Origin of the sequence: Streptomyces sp. enrichment culture (assembly GCF_964272855.1) — a bacterium.
Classification (GTDB): domain Bacteria; phylum Actinomycetota; class Actinomycetes; order Streptomycetales; family Streptomycetaceae; genus Streptomyces.
This window is the reverse complement of sequence record NZ_OZ186847.1, coordinates 4,841,377-4,860,578: the sequence shown is the minus strand read 5'-3', so window position 1 is coordinate 4,860,578 and position 19,202 is coordinate 4,841,377. Positions and strand designations below refer to the sequence as shown.

Below are 19,202 nucleotides of genomic sequence, written 5' to 3'. Positions count from 1 at the left end.
ACTGGGGAAAGAGCCGAGTTGACCGCGTGGCATCGGTCCACGCCCGGATCGGCTGGAAGGCCCTCACTGCCGCTGAGTACCAGCCGCAAGGGTTTGCGTTTCTCTCGACACCCAATATCAAGGGCCACGAGATCGACTTCGACAACGTTAACTACATCACCGAATTTCGGTATCAAGAGTCGCCGGAGCTGAAGCTGCGGAAGGGCGATGTCCTACTCGCCAAGGACGGCAATACACTTGGCATCGTCAATCTTGTCAAGCACCTTCCTCGGCCAGCGACAGTCAACGGTTCAATCGCGGTTATTCGCCCCACTGGGATTGACGGGGCGTTCTTGCGTTACGTCCTGGTAAGTCGAGTAACGCAAGCCGCGATCAATATGCTGAAGGGAGGGATGGGTGTTCCACATCTCTTCCAGTGGGACATCAACCGCCTCCCCGTCCCAGTGCCACCATTGGAGGAGCAGCGCCGCATCGCTGACTTCCTCGACGCCGAGACCGCCCGCATCGACAGGTTGACTCACCTGCGCAGCCGCCAGGCACAGCTCCTCGAAGAACGATTCGGACTCGCACTCGACAACGCCTTCGAGAATGCCGCATATAAGCCCACTAGGCTGAAGTATCTCTTGGCGGTGAAGCCTCGGTATGGGGTTCTGGTTCCTCGGTTCAGTGATTCGGGTGTGCGATTCATCCGGGTCAATGACCTTCTGGACCTGGCTGGCAGGGCCGACTCGCTGGCAAAGATCCCGGATGACCTTTCATCCCAATACGCGCGGACGGTAACGCGACCCGGGGACGTTCTGCTCAGCGTCGTTGGGACGATGGGGCGATCCGCAGTTGTGCCGCCCCAGCTAGCTGGGGCGAATGTGGCTCGGGCCGTAGCATCCCTGCGGACACGCCAAGGAGTCTCACCTGAGCTCCTTGCCACATGGCTGACCACGCCCTCTTTTCTTCGACAGGCATCGGACGTAACCGGATCGGACACCGCGCAGCCGACGTTGGGTATGGAGGACCTCTCCAACTTCAGGTTGTCGTGGCCAGTCGATGAGCAGGGCCGAGACGAGCTCTTGCTCATCACCTCAACAATTCGTCGGCACCAAAGAGAACTCACCGGGCTCCTCGAAGCCCAGCGTCGGGTGCTTGCCGAGCGCCGCCAGGCCCTCATCACCGCCGCCGTAACCGGCCAATTCGACGTATCCACTGCCAGCGGGCGCAACGTAACGGACGGAGTCGCCGCGTAGCCATGAGCCCCATCCACACGGAGTCCGCATTCGGTGATGCCATCGTCGCCGCCATGGTCGAGCGCGGCTGGCGCGAAGCCCGCCCGCAGGACTACCAGGCCGATCTTGGGCTGGACACCAACGAGTTGTTCACCTTCATCGGGGCGACCCAGCCCGACGAGTGGAGCGAGCTGCTCACCGTCTACGGCGGCGACCCGAACGAGGCGCAGCGCGGGTTCGCCAGTCGGCTCGACCAGGCCATCGCCACCAACGGCCTCCTCGACGTGCTCCGCAACGGCGTCAAGGACCGGGGCGTCCTCCTCCGCGTCGCGTACTTCAAGCCGAACCTCGTCGCCCACGACTCTGTGCTGGACGGCTACCGCGCCAACCGCCTCACCGTGGTCCGCGAACTCGAATACGCGACCAAGCAGGCCGACTGGGGCAACCGGCTCGACCTCGCCCTCTTCCTCAACGGAATCCCGGTCGCGACGGCCGAGTTGAAGAACCCGCTGACCAAGCAGGGGGTGGAGCAGGCCAAGGAGCAGTACCGCACCGATCGGGACCCCACCGAGCTGATCTTCACCCGTCGCGTCGTCGCGAACTTCGCCGTGGACCCGGACCTGGTCTTCGTCGCCACCCAGCTCAAGGGCAAGAACACCCGCTTCCTCCCGTTCAACACCGGCTCCAACGGTCCCGGTCAGCCGGGCGGCGCCGGCAATCCGCCTCCCACCGCCTATGGCACATATGCGACCTCCTACCTCTGGGAGCAGGTCTGGCAGCCGGACAACTGGCTGGACCTGCTCCAGCGGTTCGTGCACCTGCACAAGAGCAAGACGCCCGGCGGCGGCACCACCAAGACGATGATCTTCCCCAGGTTCCACCAGTGGGACGTGGTCAAGAAGCTCACCGCGCACGCCGCCACCCACGGCGCGGGCCACGACTACCTGGTCATGGCCTCGGCCGGCTCAGGCAAGTCGAACACCATCGGCTGGCTCGCGCACCGCCTCAGCGACCTGCACACCCCCACCGACCCCCGGGAACTCGACCCCGACGCCGTGGCCAAGGGCCTCAAGCCGGGTGTGCCGGTCTTCGACAAGGTCATTGTCATCACCGACCGCCGCAACCTGGACGCCCAACTCCGGGAGACGGTCGGCAATTTCGAGCAGACCGCTGGCCTCGTCGTGAAGATCGACGAGAAGCACGGAGCGAAGGGCGAGCAGCTCGCCAAGGCCCTCTCCCGCGACACCGGGAAGATCGTCACCGTCACCCTGCACTCGTTCCCGGCGTTGCTGGACTACCTCCAGCGCAACCCCACCGAGATTCAGGGCAGCCACTTCGCGATCATCGTGGACGAGGCGCACTCCTCGCAGTCCGGCGACGCCGCCACCGCCGTACGGTCCGCCCTGCGCGACCTCGGCCTGGACTCCAACTCGGACGACGCGGGCGCAACCACGGTCAAGGCCGAAGGCGCCACCCTCGACGAGCAGCTCAAGAAGCGGGCCGAGCAGCGCTCCCGCGCCGCGAACCTCTCCTACTTCGCGTTCACCGCCACGCCGAAGGCCAAGACCCTCGAGCTCTTCGGCACGCTCCAGGACATCGACGGCAAGGCGGCCTACCGGCCCTTCCACACGTACTCCATGCGGCAGGCGATCGAGGAGGGCTTCATCCTCGACCCGCTGCGCAACTACGTCACGTACAACACGTACTGGAAGCTGGTGAACCAGAACCCCGACGAGCGGGAGGTCGACCCGTCGAAGGCGAACAGCCTGCTCGCCCGGTACGCGCTGACCCATGACTCGACGGTCGCCCAGCACGCCCAGGTGATCGTGGAGCACTTCGTGGCGCACAGCCGGGGCCGTCTCGGCGGGCGGGCCAAGTCGATGGTGGTGACCGCGTCGCGGCAGTCCGCCGTACAGATGGCTCGCGCCATCAAGAGCTACATCAAGGACCGGGACTACGACACCAAGTACCCCGACCTGGGGGTCCTGGTCGCCTTTTCCGGCTCGCTCACCATCGACGGCGAGGAGACCACCGAGCCGAAGGAGAACGGCGGGCTGTCGGAGAGCGCGCTGCCGAAGGCGTTCGCGTACACGCGTGCCGACGACAAGGCCGTCCGCGCCGGTGGTCCGGGCCAGCGCGAGTACAAGATCCTGGTCGTGGCGGAGAAGTACCAGACCGGCTTCGACCAGCCGCTCCTCACGACGATGTACGTCAACAAGACGCTGACCGGCATCTCCGCCGTCCAGACGCTGTCCCGGCTGAACCGGACCGCCGAGCGCAAGACCCAGGCCGACCTGGCGGTCCTCGACTTCGTCAACGACGCCGAGGACATACAGGAGTCCTTCCGCCCGTACTTCGAGGAGGCGAACACCCTCCCCTCCGACCCCAACCTGCTCTACACCGCGCAGAGCAGGGTCATGCAGGCGGCGATCCTGTCCGGGCAGGAGATGGACGAGTTCGCCGCAGCGTACTTCGCCGCCAAGGAGAAGGCGGCGGGCTCGCAGTCCAAGTGGGAGAAGCTGCACGCCGAGTTGTACCGGCTGCTGTCCCCGGCGGTCGCCCGCTTCACGCACCTGCTCGAAAGCGACGACGAGGACGACCAGGAGACGGCGGAGGGCTTCCGCGCCGACCTCAACGACTACGTCAGGAAGTACGGCTTCCTCGCGCAGATCGTCCCCTACCGGGACGCCGAGCTGGAACGGCTGCACCTCTACGGCCGCTACCTCCTCAACCGGCTGCCGCGCCGCGCGGACGGCGGGGTGGACATAGGCGAGGTCGACCTCAGCCATCTGCGGGTGGAGAAGACCGGCGAGTACGACGTCTCCCTCAGCCCCGAGGGGCCGGCGACGATGCCGGGCTTCGGCGACGGCTCGGGCGGCGCGAAGGAGGCGGAGAAGTCGCTGCTCTCCGAGTTGATCGAGAAGTTCAACGAACGCTTCGGCACCGAGTTCACCGAGCAGGACGTCATCCGCCCGTTCGAGGAGGCCAAGGCCGACCCGAAGGTGCGGGCGGCTGCCGTCGTCAACGACGAGGAGAACTTCGGCCTCGTCTTCGACAACGTCTTCGCGGACAAGATGGCCGACCACATCGACACCATCGCGGGCATGGGCCGCCAGTACTTCGGCCCCGACAAGGGCTTCAAGTCCAGCCTGGACCGCAGCGCCCGCAAGGCGGCCTGGCGGATGATCCGCCGCGAGGAGGGGCTGGACGACGACATCTGACGTGTACGCCCCGGCCGGGTGGCCGGCCGGGGCGTCCTTCGAGAACGTCACCAGCACGGCCGAAAGTACGGGTTGCCCTCGCCATGAGGTGCAACGACTGGGGAGGGGTAAATGAGCAACGCAGTGGACGAGACCGAAGGTTCTCGGCTTCAGAAGGCCGTCGAGACGATCGTCATGACACCGGCAGCGGCCGCCAAGGTCGTGGACGGTTACCGTGTGACCTTCGAAAACAAGAACGAGCGGAAGCCCGAGAGCCTGGAGGACAAGCGGCGGATCGCGGCCAAGATCATAAGCCGGTACTCCAAGATGTCGGCAGCTGCTGGGGCTGCCACCGCCGTCCCAAGCGTGATTCCGGGGATCGGGACCGCGGTCGCGGTCCTGGGCGGTGGTGCCACCGACGTCGCCGTGGCGCTCAAGCTCCAGGTCGACATGTGCATGTGCCTGGTCGAGGTGTTCGAGACCGAGCTGAGCACCGAGGACAAGAAGCACCTCGCCTTCACCATCGCCCTGGCGGGTTCGGCGGAACAGATGGCGGCGAAGGGCGGCAAGGCGGCGGTACAGAAGATCGCCGAGAAGCTGGTCTACCAGTACCTCAAAGGGCCCGCCCTGGTCACGATCAAGCAGTTGTTCAAGCGGGTGTCCATCACCTTCACCCAGAAGGCGATGGCCAAGGCGATTCCGGCAGGCGTGGGTGTCGCTTTCAGCAGCTCGACCAACTATGTGCTGACGAGGGTGGTGGGCAGGGTTGCCGTCGCCGTCCTGGCCAAAGATGTGAAGTAGCAGCGTCGCATCTGGTCCCTGAACGCGACCGAGCTTGGCTATGCGGAGGGGGCGGGAGTTTCGGGTGAGGGCGGCAGGGGGTCGGCGACGAAAGTCCCCAGCCCAACCTCACCCCGCGTCCACCCCTGCTCCCGCACATGCCGCATCGCCTTCGCCGCTGTCGCATTCACTACGCCGAACTCCTGGGCGATTTCCAGAGTGGACGGCACGCGGCTTCCCGGCGGATACGTGCCGTTCTTGATGCGCCGGATGATCTCCGCTGCGATCTGCCGCCACAGAGGGCGTGCGCGGTCAAGCTCCATGATCTCAGCGTGGGTGACCACAGCATTCCGTGCATCCGTGGTTATCTGCGGTTATCCACGCTATCTTGGATCGCAGCACAGAGCGGCCCCGACGGGAAGCGGCTACTTCCCTACCGGGGCCTCAGCCGACTGATTGGGAGTCGACCTATGCGCAGCCTACTGGCCGCGATTCTGGCCCTGTTCCTGCCCGCCCGGGGTGCCCATCGCGCCGCAGCGCCGCCGCCACTGCCCCCCTTCTCCTGTCCGCCCGCTCCGGAACCCCCGCCCGTGGTCACGTGCCCGCACCCGGCGGACGTCATCACCGCCGACGGCATGCCCCTGGTCCGGCCGTACCTCGTCGAATGGGAACGCGAGCGGGACGAACGTGACCGGCGCCGCCTTCAGCGTGAGCGGCGCCGGGCGGCGGTCCTGGCGACGCTGGGGCAGGACTACGTTCCGGTTCTGTGGGAGGTCGCCGCATGAGCACGAGTACGCCGCGTCTGCGCAGTCTCGGCCTCGACCCGGCCACCGGCAAGGAGGCCCTGGCGGTCACGCACCCCGGTGGCCGTCTTGAGGAGCTGGCCGACGCGCACGCGCTGAAGGCCGCCGCCGTCCTGGTGACGGTCGTCGGCGCAGTGCTGGAGGTGGGGAAGGCGTCGGACGCCGAGCTCGCCGCCTTCGTCACGCCGTTGCACGCCGCGCTCGAAGAATGCGTCGGCATCATGGCGGCGGACAGGGAGTGACGGCGTAGAGGCAATTCGGCCGCAGGGCCGGTGGTGCCGTGGGGGCCCGGGGTTCCTGCTGGGCACCCACCATCCACCGACCGCAGCACGCGGCTGTTCCTGCTGCGGGAGGCCGGCCGCCGCCCCCTCCTGCCCGTCGTCCACCGCCGGGCCCATGTCCATGTCGCACGCGAACCCTGGACGGCATCCTGACGCAGCGGTCACACTTGACCCCTGACCGTGACTGTTCATCACGCACAACGGGGGCAAGGTGCCGCAGGAGGCGATCTCCGACCGTTACGAACTCCTGGAGGAGCTGAGCCACGGCGGCATGGGGGACGTGTGGCGCGGCTACGACGCCGTGCTCGACCGGCCCGTCGCCGTGAAGCTCATCCGGCAGGCGTCGGTCACGTCCCCGCAGCTGGCCGAGGAGTTCGCCAAGCGCTTTCGGCGCGAGGCCCGCATCACCGCGCGCATCCAGCACCCCGGTGTGCCGCAGGTGTACGACGCGGTGCTCGACGCGTCCTTCGAGCGGCTGTTCCTGGTGATGGAGCTCGTCGACGGCGTACCGCTGTCCGCCTACCTCGACCCCGGCCGGCCGCTGCCGGTCAGCTGGGCGGCCGCCGTCGCCGCGCAGGTCGCGACCGTGCTGTCGTACGCGCACGACGTGCCGGTGATCCACCGGGACCTCAAGCCGGGCAACATCCTCGTCGCCCGCGACGGCACGGTGAAGGTCCTCGACTTCGGCATCGCGGCGATCCTGCGGACCGACGTCACCAAGCTGACTGCCACCGGCAGCCCCATCGGCACCCACCAGTACATGGCGCCGGAGCAGGTCCGCGGCGGACGCATCACCCCGCAGACCGACCTGTACGCGCTCGGCTGTGTGCTGCACGAACTCCTCAGCGGGCGGCTCGTGTTCGAGGCGGAGAGCGAGTACCTGCTGATGTACCAGCACGTCAACGCCGCCCCCACCCCGCTTCGGCAGCTGCGGCCCGACGTCCCCGAGGCGCTGGAGGAGCTGGTCCTGCACCTGCTGCGCAAAGCGCCCGAGGCGCGGCCCGCCGACACGCAGGAGGTGTACGCGCGGCTGCTGCCGTTCCTCCCGCCGCCGGGCCAGGAGCCCGGTACGGCGGATGCCGGGCCGGCCGGCGCGCCCGACCCGACGGGCGTGTTCCGTCGCCCGTTCGCGCCCCGCGCCCGTGCCCAGGCGCCGGCACCCGGTGGTCCGGCGCCGACGGCCGTTCTCCCGGGGGCCCCGCCGGTGCCCGTCCCCGCCCGGCTGCGCGAGGACATCAAGGAGGCGTACGCCCACTCCGACGCCCTGCTGGAGGAGGAGCGGTTCGCGCAGGCCGCCGAGGTGCTCGGCGAGGTCATCGCACCCGCCGCCCTCGCCCTCGGCTCCGAGAGCAAGCAGGTCCTGGCGCTGCGCCGCCAGCGAGCGGCGATCCGCCTCCTCGGCGGCGACTACCGTGCCGCCCTGCCCGAGTTCGACGCCCTCGCCGACGCCTACGCCCGTATCGCCGGGCCCACCGGCGAGCAGGCCCGCGCCTGCCGCGCCCAGGCGGCCCGGTGCCGCGCCGAACTCGGCCAGGTCACCGACGCGCTGGCCGCGCTCCAGGGTGTGCTGAACGTCGTGCGGGCCGTCGACAGCGACGTGAGCGAGGAAGCCGTGGAGCTGCGGCACAACATCGGGATGCTGCTGCTCGCCCAGGGCCGGACCGCCGAGGCGCGGCAGGTCCTCGAACCACTCCACCAGGACATGTGCATGGTGTTCGGCCCGGAGGACGAGATGACCGTCGAGATCGCCGAGGCGCTCGCCGTGATCCGCCTCGACCTCGACGGTTCGGCTTCCTGACCCGCTTCCTCCAGGAGCAGCATCGCCAGAACCATGCTGCTCTGCGGCCGAGGTCTCGCGACGGTCACGTCGCCAGGTGGTTCAGCGCTCACCGGTGTGGCCGCCAGGCCGGTGGCGAGCGTTCCAGGAACGCGCAGGTCGTTCTCCCGCCGGGTCAGCCGTCATCCGGGCCTTGGATGAGTTGCCGATGGACGCACCTGCGCGGAAGTTGATCCTCGCGCTCTTCGCAGGGATGTGACCTACGTCGCGGTAGTGGCATCCCAACGCGTTCACCACTGCGCCCTGCCCTGACGACGGCGGCAGCGGCGTTTCTCCCGTCGACGGAGGTCACAGCGCCGCGGGCGGAAACGCACGGCAGGAAACGCCGCTCCCGCGCAGGGCAATATCTGTATCCGCGACAGGAGAAATAGCTGCAGGGTCCGGCGAGTAATTCTCGACCCCCGGCCGGGTCGGAATTATCAACCGCACAGAACCGACCGCACCGTGCTACTGTCGATCTCAGTTGCAGGTGTGGTTGCCAGAAGGTTCATTTCCGACGGGGTAATCATCACGGCGACACGGAATTCGCACAGGGCGAATTCCTGACACCGTCTCCGAAGGAGAAATGACATGGCTACTGGCACCGTGAAGTGGTTCAACGCGGAAAAGGGCTTCGGCTTCATCGAGCAGGACGGCGGCGGCGCCGACGTCTTCGCCCACTACTCGAACATCGCCACCCAGGGCTTCCGCGAGCTGCTGGAAGGCCAGAAGGTGTCGTTCGACATCGCGCAGGGCCAGAAGGGCCCGACGGCCGAGAACATCGTCCCCGCCTGACACCGGCGCCGACGCATTACTTCGCAGCTGGGGCCCGCACCTCTGGGGTGCGGGCCCCAGCTCGCTGATTTTCCGGGCGCGCGACGGGAAACTGACGCGTCACCGACCGCATGAACATTCCACGCCGGTCCGGCTCGCCCCATATCGACTCCGGGACGTCTCGAGATTCTCTGCGCCGCTCATCTGCTGCGGGAATTCCTTGATGCGCGCCCATCGAGGAAGGTTCCGCATGAAGCGTGCCCGCACATCCCGCACATCCGACCGGCTCGGAAGGGGTGCCGGCGCCGACCGATCCAGTGGTCAGCGCCGTTCGAGGGGCCACGGAAGTCGCCAGGCCGGTCGGGCCGTCCATGGCGAGTTCGCACCGCCGAAGACGATCACGCCCGCGCTGCCCGCCGTCGGGGCGTTCGCCGACCTCGCCATGCCCGCCCGGCTGTTGGCCACGCTCGGCCACGAGGGCGTGACCGTACCGTTCCCGATCCAGGCGGCGACCCTGCCGAACTCCCTGGCCGGTCGTGACGTACTCGGCCGTGGCCGGACCGGCTCGGGCAAGACCCTCGCCTTCGGCCTCGCCGTACTGGCCCGTACAGCGGGGCGGCGTGCCGAGCCGCGGCAGCCGCTCGCTCTCGTCCTCGTCCCCACCCGTGAGCTCGCCCAGCAGGTCACCGACGCGCTCAGTCCATACGCCCGCTCTGTGGGTCTGCGGCTGGCCACCGTCGTCGGCGGGATGTCCATCGGCAGGCAGGCCGGTGCGCTGCGCACCGGTGCCGAGGTGGTCGTCGCGACGCCCGGGCGGCTCAAGGACCTCATCGACCGGGGCGCCTGCCGGCTGGACGATGTCGGCATCACGGTCCTCGACGAGGCCGACCAGATGACCGACATGGGCTTCATGCCCCAGGTCACCGCCCTGCTCGACCAAGTGCGTCCGGACGGGCAGCGAATGCTCTTCTCGGCCACCCTGGACCGCAACGTCGACCTGCTGGTCCGCCGCTACCTGACCGACCCGGTCGTCCACTCCGTCGACCCGTCCGCGGGCGCGGTCACCACGATGGAGCACCACGTACTCCACGTGCACGACGCGGACAAGCACCGGACGACCACCGAGATCGCGGCGCGAGACGGTCGAGTCATCATGTTCCTGGACACCAAGGACGCGGTGGACCGGCTGACCAAGCACCTGCTGAGCAGCGGTGTCCGCGCCGCGGCCCTGCACGGCGGCAAGTCCCAGCCGCAGCGCACGCGGACCCTGGCCCAGTTCAGGAGCGGGCATGTGACGGTGCTGGTGGCGACCAACGTCGCGGCCCGCGGGATCCACGTCGACAACCTCGACCTGGTCGTCAACGTGGATCCGCCCAGCGACCACAAGGACTACCTGCACCGCGGCGGTCGTACCGCCCGCGCCGGCGAGTCCGGCAGCGTCGTCACCCTGGTGACCCCCGACCAGCGTCGCGGCATGACCCGTCTGATGGCTTCCGCGGGCATCACCCCCCGGGTCGCCCGGGTACGTTCGGGCGAGGCCGAACTGAGCCGCATCACCGGTGCACAGGCCCCTTCCGGTGTCCCGGTCGTCGTCACGGCGCCGGGCGTGGAACGTCCCCGCGACGCGTCTGCCTCGCCCCAGGGCCGCCGGGGCCGCCGGGGGCACGCCGCCCGGAGCCGACCCGTCGGCGAAGCGGCGCGCCTCAGGACACAGCGGCGGACCGGCTCCGGCTCGGCCGCCTAGAGCCGCCGTGATCACCAGCCAGCCCATCCCTTCCGGCAGGAGGCATCTGTGACGACGGCGAAATCGCAGCGCCAGGCAGCGGACCGCTCCCCCGAGTTCGTGGTCGACGACAGGGCGGCGTCCGGACCTCGGGTCCGTGACGACATGACGGTCGAGGTGGCTCTGTCCCTCATGGCCGGTGCCCGTGTCGATCACCTCGTCCTGTGCGACGGGGACGACCAGAGCACGGGCCTGATCACCCTTGCCCGGCTCGCCGTTCTCCGCGACAGCCCCGTCTACACGGACCGGATCCGTCTACGGGACTTCCTCGCCGGACCGTTCACCTCACCCGGCGCTCGTCACGGCGCCGTCGGGGAGCATGGCCGGCCCCTGGGCGTCCTCGACCTCGCCGACTGATCCACTTCGCCCGGGCGGCCCTCCCCGCCCCTTCTTCTGTGTGAGGCATCATGCGCTGTGTCATCGCCCGGTACCCGTTCGAGCTGACCAGGAACGGGGTGCTGGCCTCGATGAAGGACGTCACGCCCGAGCTCGTGACGGGTGAGTCCGTGACCGTCGGCCGCCGCCGTTACCCGGTCGGGCAGGTGGGCCAGATCATCACCGGGCAGGACCGCCGCGACTTCACCGGCGGCGAAGTCGTCCGGGCCATGACCCGCCTGGGCTTCACCTGCCACAAGCGCCCCGAGACCGCGCCGACGGGTGTCCCCGCCCCGCTCCGGACCGCTGCGGCGCTGTTCGGAGGCGCCGCCTCCCTGGAGGTGTGAGCCCGGGCGAGCACCGCCGCCCAAGACCCGGTGAGGGCCCTGCCGACGCGCGTCGGCAGGGCCCTCACCGTCATGTCACCGCCCCGGTGCCTCGGCGTCCGGGCGAAGATCCCGACCGGGAAGCGGCTCCCAGGCACAGGTCTCATGTGACCTGTGTAGACGAAAAAATCTACTCTTGTCAGAGTAGACATTGACTCACGGCGTGGTTAGTCTTTGTCTCGTTGACACGGTCAAGGAGACCCGGCAGACACGAACTGGCGGGTAGTAGTACGTACGTTCGCAGCCCGCTGGTCGAGGGGCCGCGAACAGCACCACCTACGCAGTACGCAGTACCCGTTCATCCAAGTGGTCGGTACGAGAAAGGACGGAGGAGCAGACGCCATCAGGATCGCCCGGCCCGGGAAGCTCTCGGTCCGGGTACCGCAAGACCCCGGAATGGATGGTGGTCCCCGGTCACGCAGCCGCGATCCCCGCACCCCTCCCCTTGCCGGGCCGGGTAGCGGAAACAGAAGGTCGGCAGAGCATTAGGGCCGACAGATGGTGTTTCATTTCCTTCGGGGCCCTGGTGCCGTACGGCACCAGGGCCCCTCGACGCGTTTCACAACGAGGTGACATGGCAGCAGAAACTCCGCTCAGCGATCGTCTGGACGACGACGACTACCCCGCGTACACCATGGGCCGGGCCGCCGAAATGCTCGGCACCACTCCTGCCTTCCTCCGAGCCATCGGAGAGGCCCGTCTGATCACTCCGCTGCGCTCGGAGGGCGGACATCGCCGGTACTCCCGCTACCAGCTGCGGATCGCCGCCCGTGCCCGCGAGCTCGTCGACAGGGGAACTCCGATCGAGGCCGCGTGCCGCATCATCATCCTCGAGGACCAGCTCGAGGAGGCTCAGCGCATCAACGCCGAGTACCGCCGTGCCGCGAACGAGACGTCCGGCGGTTCGGGTCCGGGTGTGGGTTCGGCCTGATCACAAGGCCGCGTTCAGGCGGCTGTCAGTGGCAGTCGAAGCGCCAGTCCCACGGGAGGCCGGGGCACTGGCGGCAGTGGAAGAAGTAGACGCCGCCGCAGTCGCCCAGCTGGATGTCGCCGGTGATGGTCAGAAGGTGCTCCATGCGGTGTCCGCTCTCGCAGTCCGGCCAGTCGGCGGGCTGAGTCCAGGCGGGCCAGCCGCCGACCTTCGTCCCGATGATGTTGGAGTCGGGCGGCCACACGGCACGGCCCGTGGCCGCACGGAGACGTGGCTCCCAGGTCTCCCACATGTCCTCGGGCAGGTCCAGCCACCTCGGGAAGTCCTCCGCGGTGGTCGGGGACAGCGTGGACGGTTCCGGCATGTTGTCCTCGTCGTACTCCCCCTCGCTCACCACCGGGGCCTCGGACAGCAGCCCGCCGGCCACGACCTCCGCCTCGTTGCGCCAGTACAGCTTCGGCATCACCGGGCCGGGATCCTGTTCGTGGATCAGCGCGCACCACACCAGCTGCAGCAGGTCCTTGCCCTCCGGGAACTCCAGCCCCGGTACGTCCCGGGCGAACAACTGGAGGATCGGCACCATCGGCACCGCGCCCGGGACGATCTCCGTGTGGTTGCGCAAGTCGGACCCGAACGTCCAGTGGTCTTCCTGCGCGCAGTACGGCCACGGCTCGTCCGCGGGCCACAGCAGCTCACCGCCCAGCGAACTCTCCCGCACGCCGGGCTCGCCGGGTTCGGGGTTGAGGAGGACGGTCTCCCGGGCGAGGCCCGCGTACTCCGGTATCAGGGTGAGCAGATCCTTCGCGGGCAGCTCGGGGGTGGTTCCGGACATCGTGGCTCCTCGGGCGTACAGGCGTACAGGCATACAGAGATCCATGGGGCGGCTGGGCGCTGCGGGCACGTTAGTACGCCCCGCCGACAATGCTTCCGGCACATCGGGGCCGTGCCCCCTGGCTCACCGCAACCCCGTGTTTCCGATCAAGTGGCGGAACCTGATATTCCGCATTTCCCACACGTGAACCAGCGGAGCTTTTTGTCTATGTGTCGACTTCAACAGCCCGCTCCCGCGCAGCTTTTCAGCCCCGGTTGAACGTGTAACCACCCCCACCGACCGAGCCCCCTCCCACCCCACCAGAGGTCTGTACCAAATGTCGCCACGGCCAGTCCGCACACCGGTCGGCGCGCCCCGGCGGAGGGTCCGGAAACGGCGACTGACGGAGCATCACAAACACTCCCGCTAGCGAGCCGACAAGCCCGCCGCCAGGCACTTTCAGCCAACTGGGCGGCGATGATCATCACGTTGAGGCGTGTTGTACGGCGCTCCTAGCGTGGGGCGGGTCGCGTTCGTCGCTGCCTGCTGATCAATGGGGGATCACTTGCTGTCTCATCACGAAGAAGAGCTGTTCGGTGCGCGTGGTTACGCGCGGCGCGAGTCCGCGGTCATCCAGGGCGGCCGCGAGATACGCATGGGGCTCAACGCCCCGCTCATCACGCCGATCCACATGACGGCGGCGTACGAGTTCCCGGACGCCGAGACGGCCGCCGGGATCTTCGGGCTGCAGCACAACGGGCACGCGTACAGCCGGCTGGGGAACCCCACGCTGAACGTGCTCGAAGAGCGGATGGCGCAGATCGACGGCGGTGTGGCCGCGCTCAGTGCCGCGACGGGGCAGGCCGCGGTGACGCTGGCGGTGCTGAACCTGGTCGAGGCGGGCGACAACGTCGTGGCGTCCAAGGAGCTGTTCGGTGGTTCGTGGAGCCTGCTCGGCGCCACGCTGAAACGTTTCGGCATCGAGACCCGCTTCGTCAGCCCGGAAGACCCGGAGAACTTCGGCCGGGCCACCGACGACCGCACGCGGCTCTACTTCGGTGAGACCCTGCCCAACCCCCGGCTGCGGATCTTCCCCATCGCCGAGGTCGCCGAGGTCGGCGCCCGGTACGGGGTGCCGCTCATCGTGGACAACACGCTGCAGCCCTTCACCTGCCGGCCGTTCGAGCACGGTGCGGCCGTCACCGTGTACTCCGGCACCAAGTACCTCGGCGGGCACGGCGCCGCGCTCGGCGGGCTCATCGTGGACAGCGGGAACTTCGACTGGGCCGCGTCGGAGCGCCACCCCCTGATGACCCGGCCCGACCCGGCGTACGGCAACGTCGTCTGGGGCGAGCAGGCCCGCAACCTGCCCGAGAGCCGCGGCCGCAGCAGCTACCTGTTCAAGGCCCGCGAGACCCTGCTCCGCGACTTCGGCATGAGCATGAGCCCGTTCAACGCCTGGCTCATCCTCCAGGGCATCGAAACCCTCCCGCTGCGCATGCCCGCCCACTCCGAGAACGCCCGCAAGGTCGCGGAGTTCCTCGTCGGGCACCCCAAGGTCTCCCTCGTACGCCACCCCGGTCTCGCGGAGGGCGAGGAGGCCAAGCAGGTCCTGCGCTACCTGGGCGACAGCACCGGTCCGATGGTGACCGTCGAGCTGGCCGGCGGGCGCGAGGCCGGCGCCCGGTTCATCGAGGCGCTGAAGCTCTTCTCGCACGTCAGCAACGTAGGTGACGTCCGGTCACTGGCCACCCACCCAGCCTCCACCACGCACCGCCAGCTCCCCGAGGCCGATCTGCTGGCCGCCGGCATCACCCAGGGCTCGGTGCGGCTCTCCGTCGGCCTGGAACACCCCGACGACCTGATCCACGACCTGGCGCAGGCACTGGACGCCGCCTAGGCCCTGTCGTTTGGATCACCCCGGCGTCGCGGGGCCTGGCACGCACTCCCCCAAGCTCTTCGAGCAGGGGGGACCCCCAGCCGCGTTGTCGTCGGTCTCCCCCACGCTCGGACGAGCTCCCGCGGGGGCACCCCCATCGCGCCGCGTCGGCTCCCTCCTCCGCCTTGCAGCTGCACGCACCAGACCCCGCTCGGCTCGGCCAAGACGCACCGTCCCTCACAGCCGGCCTGATCCAAACGACAGGGCCTAGCCGGCCGGACACCACCGACCCACCGGACATCAGGGGATCACCGTGACCATCGACTGCCCGGCGCCGGTCGGCCAGTACGTCTCCCACCGGCGACTCTTCTCGGCCGACCGCCCGCTGCGCCTCACATCGGGAGTGATCCTCCCGCAGGTACGGGTGGCCTACGAAACCTACGGCGAGCTCAACGCCGCCCGCGACAACGCTGTCTTCGTCTGCCACGCCCTGACCGGGGACTCGCACGTGGCCCGCCACCATCCCGAGGACAGCACCGGCTGGTGGGACGTCATGGTCGGGCCCGGTCGGCCGGTCGACACCGACGGTCTCTTCGTGATCTGCGCGAACGTGCTCGGCGGCTGTGCCGGCACCACCGCCGCGTGGCCCTCCGGCACCCCGCACGCCTCCGTGGACATCGCCGACATGGTCGCCGTCCACCGGGAGCTGGTCGCCACCCTCGGCATCCGCCGGCTGCGCGCGGTCATCGGCGGGTCGGTCGGCGGCATGCAGGCACTGGAGTGGCTGCTGCGCCACCCGGCCGACGCCGACGGCTACTTCATCGCCGCGGCGACCGGGCGGCAGAGCGCGGACAACCTGGCGTGGAACGCGATCGCCCGCGCGGCCATCCGCAGTGATCCGGAGTTCCTCGACGGCCGCTACCCGCGGCGCGGCGGCCCCCGCGACGGCCTGGGGATCGCCCGGATGATCGCGCACCTCACCTATCTGTCCGAGGCGTCCCTGCAGCGCAAGTTCGGGCGCGACGGCCGCCGGCCCGGCACCCGCTTCCATCACTCCACCGTGGTCCAGGGGGACTTCGCCGTGGAGAGCTACCTGGAGCACCAGGCCGACAAGTTCGTCCGGCGCTTCGACGCCAACAGCTATCTGCGGCTGACCAGCGCGATGGACCGCTTCGACGCGTTCTCGGTGCCGGACGCGCTCGGCACGGTCGACGTGCGGCCGAGGGTGAGGCTGTACAGCTTCACCCACGACCGGCTGTACGGCCCCGATCACAGCCGCCGGATCCAGGCGGAACTGGCGGCCCGCGGGGTGCCGGCCCGGCACGACCAGGACGAGACCAGCGACGCCGGGCACGACGCGTTCCTGCTGGACGTACCGCCGTTCCTTGATGCGATGGCGGAGTTCCTCCGCGGTCTCGGCGCGGCCCCCCACCCCTCCTCCCGCACCCTCACGCCCCGCTGACCGGGGCGGACGAGCCGCAAAGGAAGATCTGATGAGTAACAGTCACCGTATCGGGGTGGCTCAAGGCACCGCGCTGTTCGTCGGCGCGGTCCTCGGCGGCGGCGTCCTGGTCCTGCCCGCCCTCGCGGCCAAGGAAGCCGGGCCCGCCTCGCTGGTGGCGTGGGGCGCGCTGGTCGCCTTCTGCGTTCCCGTCGCCGGCGCCTTCGCGGCGCTCGGCATGCGCTACCCGGACGGCGGCGGGGTCGCCACCTACGCGGCCAAGGCGTTCGGCCCCAGCGCCGCCGCACCGGTCGGATGGCTCTTCTACTTCGCCGTGCCGGCGGGCGTGACCAGCGCGGCCATCGTCGGCGGCGCCTACGTCGCGGACGCGCTCGGCGGCGGTCACGGCATGACGCTCGCCGTCGCCGCGCTCCTGCTGCTGGGCTCCTTCACCAGCAACTGGCTCGGCCTGCGGCTCTCCGGCGGCCTGCAGCTGATGCTGGTGGGGCTGCTCGCCGCGCTGATGGTGGTGGCCATCGTCATCGCCGCGCCCGACGCGAGCGGCGACAACCTGACCCCGTTCGCCCCGCACGGCTGGCTGGCCGTCGGACACGCCGCCACCCTGCTGTTCTTCGCCTTCTCCGGCTGGGAGGCCGTCTCCCATCTGTCCGGGGAGTTCAGCAACCCGCGCCGCCAGCTGCCCATCGTCACCGCCCTGACCATCGTCGTCGTCGCGGTGCTCTACCTCGGCGTCGCGTTCACCAGCGTCGCCGTGCTCGGCTCGGAGCCCAAGCGGTCCGGGGTGCCGCTCACCCTGCTGCTGGAACGCGGCATCGGCGACTGGGCCAGTGCCGTCACCGCGGTCGCGGCCGCGCTGCTCACCTTCGCCACCACCAACTCCTACATCGCCGGCGGCTCCCGGCTGGGCGCGGCGCTCGGCCGTGACGGCGACCTGCCGTCCTGGCTGGCGCCGGGCAACCGGGCCGGTGAGATCCCGAAGCGCAGTCTCTCCGTGCTCGCCGCCCTGGTCGCCGCCCTGCTGCTGACCGCCGCCGTCGCGGACATCGGCCTCGACCCGATCATGTCCGCCGCCTCGGCGTGCTTCGTCGCCGTGTACATCGCCGGTCTGTCCGCGGCCGTGAAGCTGCTGCGCGGCAGCCGCCTCGGCCAGGTGGGCGCACTCGGCGCGCTCGCCGTCGTCCTCGTCGTCTTCGTCTTCTACGGCGCCTTCCTGGTGCTGCCCGTCGCCCTCGTGGCCGGCGCCAAGCTCTTCCAGTTCGCGCGCCGCCGCCGGGCCGCCGGCGGGGTCCCCGCCGCCCCCGCCGACGCCGCCGCGCTGACCGCCGACGGCGTCCCCTCCAAATGACCGTGCGGATCTCTTCCGCTGCCCGGCTTCGGCCGACTGACCGCCCTGGAGAAGACCTCCCATGAGACTCACCCCTCTGCGCGTCGCCCTGCTCGGCCTCGGCTCGGTGGGGTCCGAGGTGGCCCGGCTGCTGGTCTCCCGCCGCGACGAACTGGCCGCCCGGATCGGCGTACCGGTGGAGCTCGCCGGCATCGCCGTCCGCCGCCCCCGCCCGGAGACCCACGGGCTGGACCCCGCTCTGTTCACCCTCGACCCGGCCCGGCTGGTGGCGCGCGGCGACATCGACGTCGTCGTCGAGCTGATCGGCGGTATCGAGCCGGCGAAGTCCCTGCTCACGTCGGGCATGGAGGCCGGCGCCTCGGTGGTCACGGCGAACAAGGCGCTGATCGCCACGGACGGCGCCGAACTCCACGAGATCGCCCACAAACACGGCGTGGACCTGGCCTACGAGGCCGCGGTGGCGGGCGCCGTACCCCTGCTGCGCCCGCTGCGGGAGTCCCTGGCCGGCGACCGGGTGCACCGGGTGGCCGGCATCGTCAACGGCACCACCAACTACATCCTCGACCGGATGACCACCTCCGGCGGCACCTTCCGCACCGCGCTCGCCGAGGCGCAGCGCCTGGGGTACGCCGAGGCCGACCCCACCGCCGACGTCGAGGGGCACGACGCCGCCGCGAAGGTGGCGATCCTCGCGCGGCTGGCCTTCGGTACGCGGGTGTCCCTGGACGACGTCCACTGCGAGGGGATCTCCGCCGTCACCCCGGCGGACATCGCCCACGCCGCGGACGAGAACGCGGTGATCAAGCTGCTCGGCGTGGCCGAGCGGACCGACGCCGGGGTGAGCGCGCGGGTGCTGCCGGCGCTGGTGCCCGCGGACCATCCGCTGGCCGCGGTCCGGGGCGCGTACAACGGCATCTTCGTCGAGGCCGAGGCGGCAGGGGAGCTGATGTTCCACGGGCAGGGGGCGGGCGGCGCGCCGACGGCCAGCGCGGTGCTCGGCGACCTGGTCGCGGTCTGCCGCAACCGGGTGGCGGGCACCACCGAGCACCACCAGCCGCCCGCCGCCGACCTGCGTCTGATCCCCATGGACGAGGTCGGTGCCCGGCACTGCCTGAGCATGCTCGTCACCAACCGGCCCGGTGTGCTCTCCGAGGTGGCCGCGGCGTTCGGCGCGCACGGCGTCTCCCTCGTCACCATCCGCCAGGACGTCCTGGGCGCGGAGGCGACCCTCACGGTCACCACCGAAACCGCGACGGACGCCGCGATCGGCGCGGTCGTGAAGGATCTGCGGTCGCTGGAGTCGGTGCGCGGTCTGAACCGCGGCATCCGAATATTCGGCGCGGGCAGGGGCCGTTGACC

General features: G+C 69.6%; 17 protein-coding genes. 15 read left to right on the top strand and 2 right to left on the bottom strand.

Features of this window, described 5'->3' with window-relative positions; genetic code table 11:
- Positions 1-26: 26 nt before the first annotated feature.
- The 3 genes from ACSU6L_RS21405 (at position 27) to ACSU6L_RS21395 (ending at position 5,218) form a co-directional block, all read left to right on the top strand.
- Entirely contained in the window at positions 27-1,238 is a 1,212-nt protein-coding gene (locus ACSU6L_RS21405) for a restriction endonuclease subunit S (protein ID WP_437059081.1), read from the top strand.
- A gap of 2 nt (positions 1,239-1,240) precedes the next feature.
- Complete coding sequence (locus ACSU6L_RS21400; RefSeq protein WP_437059079.1) at positions 1,241-4,438, top strand: type I restriction endonuclease subunit R; 3,198 nt, start codon at positions 1,241-1,243, stop codon at positions 4,436-4,438.
- Positions 4,439-4,549: 111 nt separating this feature from the next.
- Positions 4,550-5,218 (top strand): hypothetical protein, encoded by a 669-nt coding sequence (locus ACSU6L_RS21395; protein WP_437059077.1) that lies wholly within the window; start codon positions 4,550-4,552, stop codon positions 5,216-5,218.
- Positions 5,219-5,256: 38 nt separating this feature from the next.
- On the opposite strand, the gene ACSU6L_RS21390 is transcribed toward ACSU6L_RS21395, so the two are convergent.
- Positions 5,257-5,520: a GntR family transcriptional regulator gene (locus ACSU6L_RS21390; protein WP_437059075.1), complete on the bottom strand. Its 264-nt coding sequence runs from the start codon at positions 5,518-5,520 to the stop codon at positions 5,257-5,259.
- Positions 5,521-5,667: 147 nt separating this feature from the next.
- Between ACSU6L_RS21390 and ACSU6L_RS21385 the strand changes: the two genes are divergently transcribed.
- The 8 genes from ACSU6L_RS21385 to ACSU6L_RS21350 all read left to right on the top strand — a co-directional run bounded on the left by ACSU6L_RS21385 (position 5,668) and on the right by ACSU6L_RS21350 (position 12,346).
- The gene (locus ACSU6L_RS21385) at positions 5,668-5,982 is read left to right on the top strand and encodes a hypothetical protein (protein WP_437059073.1); all 315 of its coding nucleotides are present in this window, start codon (positions 5,668-5,670) and stop codon (positions 5,980-5,982) included.
- A complete protein-coding gene (locus tag ACSU6L_RS21380; protein ID WP_333763755.1) occupies positions 5,979-6,242 on the top strand; it encodes a hypothetical protein in 264 nt (87 codons plus the stop codon). Before ACSU6L_RS21385 ends, ACSU6L_RS21380 begins: the two co-directional genes overlap by 4 nt.
- A 250-nt stretch (positions 6,243-6,492) precedes the next feature.
- Positions 6,493-8,079 carry a serine/threonine-protein kinase gene (locus tag ACSU6L_RS21375; RefSeq protein ID WP_437059070.1) on the top strand — a complete coding sequence of 529 codons (1,587 nt, stop codon included), beginning with the start codon at positions 6,493-6,495 and terminating at the stop codon, positions 8,077-8,079.
- Positions 8,080-8,688: 609 nt separating this feature from the next.
- The gene (locus tag ACSU6L_RS21370; protein WP_028799214.1) at positions 8,689-8,892 is read left to right on the top strand and encodes a cold-shock protein; all 204 of its coding nucleotides are present in this window, start codon (positions 8,689-8,691) and stop codon (positions 8,890-8,892) included.
- 229 nt (positions 8,893-9,121) lie between these two features.
- Positions 9,122-10,615 (top strand): DEAD/DEAH box helicase, encoded by a 1,494-nt coding sequence (locus tag ACSU6L_RS21365; protein ID WP_437059068.1) that lies wholly within the window; start codon positions 9,122-9,124, stop codon positions 10,613-10,615.
- Positions 10,616-10,663: 48 nt separating this feature from the next.
- The gene (locus tag ACSU6L_RS21360; RefSeq protein WP_437059066.1) at positions 10,664-11,011 is read left to right on the top strand and encodes a CBS domain-containing protein; all 348 of its coding nucleotides are present in this window, start codon (positions 10,664-10,666) and stop codon (positions 11,009-11,011) included.
- 50 nt (positions 11,012-11,061) lie between these two features.
- A complete protein-coding gene (locus ACSU6L_RS21355) occupies positions 11,062-11,376 on the top strand; it encodes an SCO5918 family protein (RefSeq protein ID WP_437059064.1) in 315 nt (104 codons plus the stop codon).
- A gap of 613 nt (positions 11,377-11,989) precedes the next feature.
- The gene (locus tag ACSU6L_RS21350; RefSeq protein ID WP_437059062.1) at positions 11,990-12,346 is read left to right on the top strand and encodes a MerR family transcriptional regulator; all 357 of its coding nucleotides are present in this window, start codon (positions 11,990-11,992) and stop codon (positions 12,344-12,346) included.
- Between the two features lie 25 nt (positions 12,347-12,371).
- On the opposite strand, the gene ACSU6L_RS21345 is transcribed toward ACSU6L_RS21350, so the two are convergent.
- Positions 12,372-13,178, bottom strand: a complete 807-nt coding sequence (locus ACSU6L_RS21345) for a DUF1963 domain-containing protein (protein ID WP_437059060.1) — start codon at positions 13,176-13,178, stop codon at positions 12,372-12,374.
- A gap of 544 nt (positions 13,179-13,722) precedes the next feature.
- On the opposite strand from ACSU6L_RS21345, the gene ACSU6L_RS21340 reads away from it, so the two are divergent.
- From ACSU6L_RS21340 to ACSU6L_RS21325, 4 genes are all read left to right on the top strand, one after another.
- Entirely contained in the window at positions 13,723-15,057 is a 1,335-nt protein-coding gene (locus ACSU6L_RS21340; protein WP_437059058.1) for an O-acetylhomoserine aminocarboxypropyltransferase/cysteine synthase family protein, read from the top strand.
- A 292-nt stretch (positions 15,058-15,349) separates the two neighbouring features.
- Positions 15,350-16,498, top strand: coding sequence for a homoserine O-acetyltransferase MetX (gene metX, locus ACSU6L_RS21335; RefSeq protein ID WP_437059056.1), 1,149 nt, complete (start codon positions 15,350-15,352; stop codon positions 16,496-16,498).
- A 31-nt stretch (positions 16,499-16,529) separates the two neighbouring features.
- Positions 16,530-17,843, top strand: coding sequence for an APC family permease (locus ACSU6L_RS21330; protein WP_437059054.1), 1,314 nt, complete (start codon positions 16,530-16,532; stop codon positions 17,841-17,843).
- A gap of 61 nt (positions 17,844-17,904) precedes the next feature.
- Positions 17,905-19,200 carry a homoserine dehydrogenase gene (locus ACSU6L_RS21325; protein ID WP_437059052.1) on the top strand — a complete coding sequence of 432 codons (1,296 nt, stop codon included), beginning with the start codon at positions 17,905-17,907 and terminating at the stop codon, positions 19,198-19,200.
- The last annotated feature ends 2 nt before the right edge of the window (positions 19,201-19,202 follow it).